This window comes from Chamaesiphon sp. VAR_48_metabat_403 (genome assembly GCF_031422475.1).
GTDB lineage: Bacteria > Cyanobacteriota > Cyanobacteriia > Cyanobacteriales > Chamaesiphonaceae > Chamaesiphon.
Genome location: NZ_JANPLS010000268.1, coordinates 1 through 7,514 on the forward strand (window position 1 = coordinate 1; position 7,514 = coordinate 7,514).

Below are 7,514 nucleotides of genomic sequence, written 5' to 3' on the forward strand. Positions count from 1 at the left end.
CTAACAGGCACAGGCGGAGGGATTTTCTTGACACCTCTTCTACTTTGGATGCGTTGGGCATCAGCAAAGACAGCATCAGCAGTTTCAGCTATGTTCATTTTGGTTAACTCGATATCTGGGTTGTTAGGAAATCTAAGTGCAACAAGACAGGTTCCACCGTTTGCTGCAATTTTGCTAGTTGCTGCCGTACTAGGTGGTACTATTGGGTCATATTTAGGAAGTCATAAGTTATCGCACAATGTTATTCAGCGATTATTGTCGATGGTATTGATAATTGCAGGACTCAAGATAATGTTGACATAGCCAGTTGATGTGTAAAGACGCAGCATAACAACGGTATTGCAGCGGATGGCATCCAGATATCGGTGGTGATGCAAAGTATACTAGCCGCCGCTGAATATGAACGTTATACCGAAGGCGAGGGGGTTGGGCTAACAGAAGAAGTCTAGAAAATGCTGTAATCGATCGTCAAACTTTGACAATTTCGGCATTCCCCGATTGAAAAATCTGTCCGATGACATCATCGATCGGCGGATCGGTAATACTCAAATCGACTACTTCTAATTCTCCCAGCATACTTGCCACCGTTTTGGTTAAAACCTCTTGCGGCACCAAAAATCTTGCCGAGGCACCATCAACGGTCTGTACATCAGCATACAGAGCTAATTTAGAGCGAGGATAAACCTGAGCAAATTCGATATTTACTTCCCGACAGGGCGAGAATCGATCGACTAAACCATTGAGACTACCATCATAGATCAGTTGCCCTTGGTTGATGACCAGCACTCGATCGCACAGTGCGGTAATATCTGCCATATAGTGACTGGTGAGCAGAATCGTGGCTTTGTATCGCTGATTGTATTCTTGTAAGAATTTCCGTACTGCCACCTGCGCGTTAACATCTAAGCCCAATGTGGGTTCATCCAGAAACAGTACCTGCGGCTCGTGGAGTAACGCCGCTAACAGCTCGGCTTTCATCCGTTCGCCTAACGATAACTTCCTCACGGGTTGGGTGAGTTTGCCTTCGAGAGCCAGCATTTGCGCCAATTCCTGAATCCGAAATTCCGCCGTGCGATCGCTCAAACCGTAGACTGCGGCATTAATTTTGAGCGAGTCTAAGGCGGGTAGATCCCAGATTAACTGCTGCTTTTGCCCCATCACGAGGGTAATCTGCTTGAGAAAGGCAGGTTCGCGTTTGAAGGGATCTTTCCCCGCAACTTTGACTGTCCCCGTGGAGGGATGAATCAAACCACTGAGCATTTTTAGCGTGGTAGTTTTTCCGGCTCCATTTGCACCCAAAAAGCCGACGACTTCGCCCGCTTCAATCTGAAACGAGACATCCCGCACGGCATGAATTTGCTTGTATTTACGTTGAAAAAAATGCTTGATGGTACCATTTAAACCCGGCTCTTTGAGCGCGACTGGATAAACTTTACTCAAGCGATCGACAATAATACTAGCCATGAACATCGCATCTAAATTTTCACCAGATCTGCTCGACCTATCGCCGTTCGACCGCCGAGGCGGCGCGCAAGCTTCGACATTATAATAGGTTGAAAAGTACTATCTATCACTATAGTCGATTCTCTCGTGGAGCTGTCGTTAGTGAAAAGTGCGGGAACAAGAGTCTCCCCAATTAAAGCAGCCGATCGAAACCACAGAAGTAAATTAAATAACTGACAGCTTATCGAGTTCGTTCCTGTTATACTAGAAAGGCTGTGCCTAAATATATATTACTAATATGGCAGTTCCAAAGAAGAAAACATCAAAATCCAAGCGTGATAAGCGTCGTGCTACTTGGCGCAACAAAGCCGCAATTCAGGCTAAAAAAGCACTATCATTGGGTAAATCCGTGCTGACTGGCAGATCTACTAGCTTTGTTTATCCTCAGCCCGATGAAGAAGACGCTGCAGAATAAGCAGACAACACGAGCGTCAGGATGGCGCAATTAGCCGATCCCCCACATCGATATTACTGAGTAGCAATTTAGAGTTGTGGGGATTAGCTAGTAAAAAATCTCGATCGAGTGCAAACTAAATATCTATATGCGACAGCCTGAGTCGAACTAAAAAAAGTCAAACTCAGGATTGGGCAATTTACCGATCGATGAGAATTATCTAAATATTTGTGTACGGCGATCGATTAATCCAAAAAAATGGTGTAGGGGCTTCAAACCCCTACACCATCGATCGCCTAAAGTTACAGTATTCTCCAAATAAATGGGTAACGGTAAGCTTGGTCGGGGTTACTTAGAGTTGCTAAAATCCCGAAAATTGGTGGTACCAAAGTAAATAGTGCTAAAGCTCCACCGATAAAGAAGTTCAAAGGAATCGTGAAAAATAGTGCCGTAAAGAAGGCAATCAGAGCAGCAGAAATCGCGCCATACAGCCAAATATTAATGTGGTAATTGAGTGTTTCTTTGGCAGTTTCTTTAATAACTGAATCGTCAAACAATAGCAAAATTACTAACGGAATTGCTGAAGTAAATAGCAGCGAACCTAAAAAAATCGAACCGTGGCATAACAAAGAAAATAGTTTCCGTTTGCCACTATTACCACGCTCTCCAGAGTCAACCATTCTAAAGCCTCAACGGTAATCTATATTTAAATCTGTTTGTATTAACTCTAGCATAGCTTACAGCAGTTTAGTAGTACGCTTTTCCTGGGTGGAAATCCACAACTTGTCAAGATGAAACAATCTAACTCAATTAACTTTCATACAATAGAATGACTATTGCATCGCGCGCCCCCCAATCTCGACATGGTTCCCAGATCTGGCACTAACTCTCATCCTTATGCATATAAACGATTTGGCTTTACGCTGCTACTGATCGGTCAGGTTTGGCTACATTTAATTCAAGGTAAAACATGCTGGCAAAAGATCTCCGAACATTTGTTCAAAACTGGCCCAGCAGCGATGATTCCCGTACTACTCGCAAATTTTATGGCGGGGATTATTTTTACCATTCAGACAGCCAGACAGTTGGAGCCAATGGGAGTCATCAATTCAGTTGGGGGTGTATTTGCGATCGCCTTTTGTCAAGAACTCGCACCCATTTTGACAGCTTGTGTCGTTGCTGGGCAAATAAGTTCGTCATTTGCGGCGGAAATTGGTGCGATGAAAGTCAGCGAACAAATCGACGCACTTTATACGCTCAGAACCGATCCGATCGATTATTTAGTTTTACCACGAGTACTTGCCTGTAGCGCGACGGTACCAATTTCGATCGTGTTAGGTTTAGTATGTGGGATCTGCGGCGGTGTTTTTGCCGCAGCACAATTTTATCAGTTACAACCTGCCATCTTTTTAGACTCCGTTCGCAACTCGTTAAAAGCCGCCGATATTATTAATCTGGGTGTTAAAGGCGTACTTTTTGGCGTGGCAATTGGGACGGTTGGTTGCGGTTGGGGAATGACGACTTACGGGGGTGTCAAGCAAGTTGGCGAGTCGGCGACAGCCGCTGTCATCGTGTCTGGAATGGCAATTTTTGCGATCGATCTGGCGATGACATTGCTATTTGGCGATGTCATTTTTGGCAAACATAATTGAACTAAGCTGTGGAACATCTAAATCACTCATTTGACTTTTTCAAACCAGTTTGCCCACACGGAGTCGTTGGCGTAGCCTGCCGTTGGTTGTGCCTACGGCGGACGTACTTTAAATATCGAACAGCTTAGTAGTATTGGATGTAGCTATGTTCGGCACGATTGTCTAAATAGACTTTAACCCGATCGAATGCCGCTCGTCCCTGAATTTGGTCGTAATAGACAATCGCATTACCGATCGTAATGCCAATTACAATCGCGCCGATCGCTAGTATGTATAGGATCGTACTCAGTCGTTGAAATTGTCGAGCGGATCGCGAGTTAGATTTTAATAATACCAATAATCGCTCGGATATAACTAGGACGATCCCCGCCCAAGCTAGTCCGATAAATAGACACAGCAGTGAAGTACTAATTTGATAAATTAGTACTTCGTGAATTGGCATGGCATAAGGTGTCGCCTTACGAAATGGGCCACCTTCAGTCAAAGAGAGGAAGGTGCTAACTGTCCACATTAACATCGTACCCAGCCATAAATCTACCCATAAACTGGCGACAATCCACATGCCAATGGCGAGGTTGCCGATTGCTGTTTTCATCTCAACTAAATCTAAATTAATTCGATCCGATCGTATCTGCGATCGCCATCTCTGAATTTAGATCCTACCATTAACAATTTTAGATCTAAGGGAGTAGCAAGAAAAACTGAATTTAATGATACTAGATCGAGCGCGACCATTTTACTAGGATTTAATTAGGGTGTTGAATCGGGTGCTGGTGAGAGATCTAATCGATAGCGGTACAAGGCTACAGGCTGATTTCCGAGTTTGCCAATCGCGCGAAAATAGTCGGGATCTTGGGGAGAAAGGTAAATTGCTGAAATTTGATTTGCAGTAATTTTAGCTGTAGGCGTAGCGGAAAATTGATAGCTGGTGGTGGTTTCGACAGTATTGAGATAAATACTCGTACTAGTGCGAAATATTTGTTGGGATATTTCGGTGGCAATAAATCGATTCTCCAGAGGAGAGGCTTCGCCAACGTCTGTCGGAATTTCGCGATCGAATCCAGTTACAAATGTTTCTAGTTGGCGGTCTTGGGTAAGTTGGGTAATTTGTTTGGTCGGATTTTGCGGATCGATCTCGACAGATTTGACATTCGTTGCACCTAAATAAGCAGCCGCAATATTCAAACCATTAAAAGCTCGATCGGCGATAATTTGTGGTGCGGGTAAATTAGATTTTAAGCGTGGTAAGTTGAGTGGGGAAAATTTGGTGGCTCTAGATAGATCTTTCGGTACGAATTGGACTGTAAATTCGATCGGTTTATCGATATATTTTCGATTGCTCTCAAATCCGGGGGTGACGATTGCTGGTGCTAGTGGGGCAATTTGTTCGAGTTGGGTACTAGTAGCGATCCAGCGTCCCTTAAACCACTCAGGATAAGTCAATTCGCCCTCATGCCGCGCGATCGGGGCTAAAGTGTGCCAATTTGGGTATCGATCGATCCTGTCGCTCAAGGCTCCGGCTATGGCTGTCTGAGAACTACTCCACCAAATGGCGATCGCGACTAGACAAGTTAAAATTTTCTGGACTAATAAAGATTTAGTCCGCGTAGGCGGACTTTGCATCACAAGCGACGATTTCAATCGTTGTGATGCAAAGTCCGCGTTCGCAGTTATGATAGTACCTTGCATTGTCCGTAATAACGTAATAAATGGTCGCATAATACTAGAGCCACCATTGCTTCTACCATCGGTACCGCGCGGGGTAACACGCAAGGATCGTGTCTTCCTTTGGCGGCGAGGGTAGTTTCTGCGCCTGCTTGGGTGACGGTATTTTGCTCTTTGCGAATGGTGGCTGTGGGTTTAAAGGCTACTCGAATGATGATATTTTCACCATTAGAAATTCCACCTTGGGTACCGCCAGAGCGATTGGTGCGCGTCCGAATTTCGCCATTCTCATCGGTGTAAAATTCGTCGTTATGTTCGCTACCTGTCATCAGGGTACCAGCGAAGCCGGAACCGATTTCAAACCCTTTAGTTGCGGGGAGCGACATCACGCCTTTGGCGATATCGGCTTCTAACCTGTCGAATACCGGAACGCCCAAACCTTTCGGGACATTTCGCACGACACATTCTACCACGCCGCCGATCGAGTCGCCTTCTCGCCCGATCGCTTCGATCCGATCGATCATCAGATCCGCACAGCTCAAATCGGGACATCGCACGATATTACTTTCGACATCAGCCAGGGTGACGGTATGACTATCGACAGTGGCTTCAATATCCTGAATCCGCTTGACGTAGCCGATGACTTCGACATTGTTATAAATTTGGAGAATCTTCTTGGCAATGGCTCCAGCAGCTACTCTGCCGATCGTTTCTCGTGCTGAAGATCTACCGCCACCTTGCCAATTCCGAATCCCATATTTAGCATCATACGTCGCATCGGCATGAGACGGGCGATAAGTCTGCACCATCTCGTTATAGTCTTGCGATCGGGCATCTTTATTTCGCACTAAGATACTAATCGGCGTACCTGTTGTTTTGCCTTCAAATACCCCAGATAATATTTCGCAGGTATCGTTCTCTTTACGGGGTGTGGTAATTTTACTCTGTCCCGGACGACGGCGATCGAGTTCGACCTGAATTTCGGCCGCGCTAATTTCTACTAGTGGGGGACAACCATCGATAACCACACCTACCCCGCCGCCATGCGATTCGCCGTAGGTGGTAATTCTAAATAAATGTCCAAAGGTGTTGCCCATCTTGCTCGATCGATCTTCAGTGATTAGTTACTAGTTTATCAGTACGGAACAGGCGATGCGATCGGGTGTATGAAAAGTCGTCTGAGACTACGGATGATTATATTTCGTACTTGAAGTATGATTCTGCCAGTTTTGTAGATAGCGGGTTGGCTTAGTCTACTAAATAATTTTAATAAAATAAAAACATGCAGAATCGCGTTCTCAAAAATATGGTTCGAGACTTTGTGCCATGAAATGGCACAAAGTCTACAATAACTTTTCTAGTTGGCTCAATGCTGGGATGGGGCGTAATTGGGGTTAACCCAGCTCAGGCGATTACTTTTGGCACTAATATCATTGTCAATCCAGGTGCTGAAGCGGGTGCTGGTTCTGCGACAGGCGATGTTGTCTCCGTTCCAGGTTGGACGACAACTGGTAATTTCACAGTCGTACCGTATGGTGCTGCTGGTTTTCCAGAAAGGAATTCAGATGCCATTGTGGCAGGAATTGGGTTGAGTAGTTTAGGTAACAATTTTTTTGCTGGAGGCCCTAATAATAATGTTTCTAGTGCATCGCAGACTATCGACTTATCATCAATTGCTGAAGTCATAGATTCACCTTCTGGCGTGGGTTTCGTGCTATCTGCCACTTTTGGACACTTTCCTGAAAAAGATTATCCATCTCTTGAAATAGATTACTTTGATGCAAACGGACAACCAATATTCTTCGGTCTACTTACTGGGAAAATAGGGCCAACGATAGATCAAAGAGGGAACATTGGGGTGGGAAGTAATAAATTCTCACTTTTCTCTGGCTTCCGCCCTGGTACTCGAAGCGCAATAGTCACCTTGAGGATGACACGAGACACTGTTGGTTCATCTTACAACAACGCATATGCTGACAATCTCTCTTTAGTTCTGACAGATAGAACTCCTGCTACTGCGGTTCCCGAACCTTCTGCCGTTCCAGGGATATTGGTTGGGGGTGCTTTAGTGGTAGGTGTGATGAAGAAGCGCAGACAAAAGCTGTAGGTAGCTCGATCTGGTTCGGTTAGTCAGCGGTTGAAACCGCCGCTAGTGGTGCAAAGTCCGCGTAGGCGGACTAGTTTAAAGTAAGTTCGGGATAGGGAAAGTCTATCTGCTCCGCTCAAGCACCGCCCTGAACTATAAGTGTTTCGTTCCGAAAGGCTACGCCAACGGGCTAATAACAAAAGTCCATTGAAAT

At 45.2% G+C, this 7,514-nt stretch carries 9 protein-coding genes; 4 read left to right on the plus strand and 5 right to left on the minus strand.

Annotated features, from left to right (window positions below):
- A partial coding sequence (locus RMO79_RS24560; protein WP_396136583.1) for a TSUP family transporter occupies nucleotides 1–303 on the plus strand: 303 nt, incomplete at its 5' end.
- A 165-nt stretch (nucleotides 304–468) separates the two neighbouring features.
- Here the strand turns inward: RMO79_RS24560 and RMO79_RS12320 are convergent.
- The gene (locus RMO79_RS12320; protein WP_310483458.1) at nucleotides 469–1,464 is read right to left on the minus strand and encodes an ATP-binding cassette domain-containing protein; all 996 of its coding nucleotides are present in this window, start codon (nucleotides 1,462–1,464) and stop codon (nucleotides 469–471) included.
- Nucleotides 1,465–1,741: 277 nt separating this feature from the next.
- Between RMO79_RS12320 and rpmF the strand changes: the two genes are divergently transcribed.
- Nucleotides 1,742–1,918: a 50S ribosomal protein L32 gene (gene rpmF / locus RMO79_RS12325; RefSeq protein WP_295619862.1), complete on the plus strand. Its 177-nt coding sequence runs from the start codon at nucleotides 1,742–1,744 to the stop codon at nucleotides 1,916–1,918.
- A gap of 281 nt (nucleotides 1,919–2,199) precedes the next feature.
- Here rpmF and RMO79_RS12330 read toward each other — a convergent pair whose 3' ends face one another.
- Complete coding sequence (locus RMO79_RS12330; RefSeq protein ID WP_310483459.1) at nucleotides 2,200–2,577, minus strand: DUF4870 domain-containing protein; 378 nt, start codon at nucleotides 2,575–2,577, stop codon at nucleotides 2,200–2,202.
- 183 nt (nucleotides 2,578–2,760) lie between these two features.
- Here RMO79_RS12330 and RMO79_RS12335 point away from each other — a divergent pair, with 183 nt between their 5' ends.
- The gene (locus RMO79_RS12335; RefSeq protein WP_310483460.1) at nucleotides 2,761–3,549 is read left to right on the plus strand and encodes an MlaE family lipid ABC transporter permease subunit; all 789 of its coding nucleotides are present in this window, start codon (nucleotides 2,761–2,763) and stop codon (nucleotides 3,547–3,549) included.
- 124 nt (nucleotides 3,550–3,673) lie between these two features.
- Here the strand turns inward: RMO79_RS12335 and RMO79_RS12340 are convergent, their stop codons facing one another.
- The 3 genes from RMO79_RS12340 to aroC form a co-directional block, all read right to left on the minus strand.
- Nucleotides 3,674–4,144 carry a hypothetical protein gene (locus tag RMO79_RS12340; RefSeq protein ID WP_310483461.1) on the minus strand — a complete coding sequence of 157 codons (471 nt, stop codon included), beginning with the start codon at nucleotides 4,142–4,144 and terminating at the stop codon, nucleotides 3,674–3,676.
- 155 nt (nucleotides 4,145–4,299) lie between these two features.
- The gene (locus tag RMO79_RS12345; protein WP_310483462.1) at nucleotides 4,300–5,172 is read right to left on the minus strand and encodes a DUF6816 family protein; all 873 of its coding nucleotides are present in this window, start codon (nucleotides 5,170–5,172) and stop codon (nucleotides 4,300–4,302) included.
- Nucleotides 5,173–5,219: 47 nt separating this feature from the next.
- Entirely contained in the window at nucleotides 5,220–6,311 is a 1,092-nt protein-coding gene (gene aroC / locus RMO79_RS12350) for a chorismate synthase (protein WP_310483464.1), read from the minus strand.
- A 272-nt stretch (nucleotides 6,312–6,583) separates the two neighbouring features.
- Here aroC and RMO79_RS12355 point away from each other — a divergent pair, with 272 nt between their 5' ends.
- On the plus strand, nucleotides 6,584–7,321 hold the full coding sequence (locus RMO79_RS12355; RefSeq protein ID WP_310483465.1) for a PEP-CTERM sorting domain-containing protein: 738 nt from the start codon (nucleotides 6,584–6,586) through the stop codon (nucleotides 7,319–7,321).
- Nucleotides 7,322–7,514 lie beyond the last annotated feature (193 nt).

Excerpts from the sequence above, each read along its gene's own strand:
- RMO79_RS12335 (WP_310483460.1), top strand. The coding sequence starts at position 2,761 with ATGGTTCCCAGATCTGGCACTAACTCTCATCCTTATGCATATAAACGA.
- aroC (WP_310483464.1), bottom strand. The coding sequence starts at position 6,311 with ATGGGCAACACCTTTGGACATTTATTTAGAATTACCACCTACGGCGAA.
- RMO79_RS12345 (WP_310483462.1), bottom strand. The coding sequence starts at position 5,172 with ATGCAAAGTCCGCCTACGCGGACTAAATCTTTATTAGTCCAGAAAATT.
- RMO79_RS12340 (WP_310483461.1), bottom strand. The coding sequence starts at position 4,144 with ATGAAAACAGCAATCGGCAACCTCGCCATTGGCATGTGGATTGTCGCC.
- rpmF (WP_295619862.1), top strand. The coding sequence starts at position 1,742 with ATGGCAGTTCCAAAGAAGAAAACATCAAAATCCAAGCGTGATAAGCGT.
- RMO79_RS12355 (WP_310483465.1), top strand. The coding sequence starts at position 6,584 with ATGCTGGGATGGGGCGTAATTGGGGTTAACCCAGCTCAGGCGATTACT.
- RMO79_RS12320 (WP_310483458.1), bottom strand. The coding sequence starts at position 1,464 with ATGGCTAGTATTATTGTCGATCGCTTGAGTAAAGTTTATCCAGTCGCG.
- RMO79_RS12330 (WP_310483459.1), bottom strand. The coding sequence starts at position 2,577 with ATGGTTGACTCTGGAGAGCGTGGTAATAGTGGCAAACGGAAACTATTT.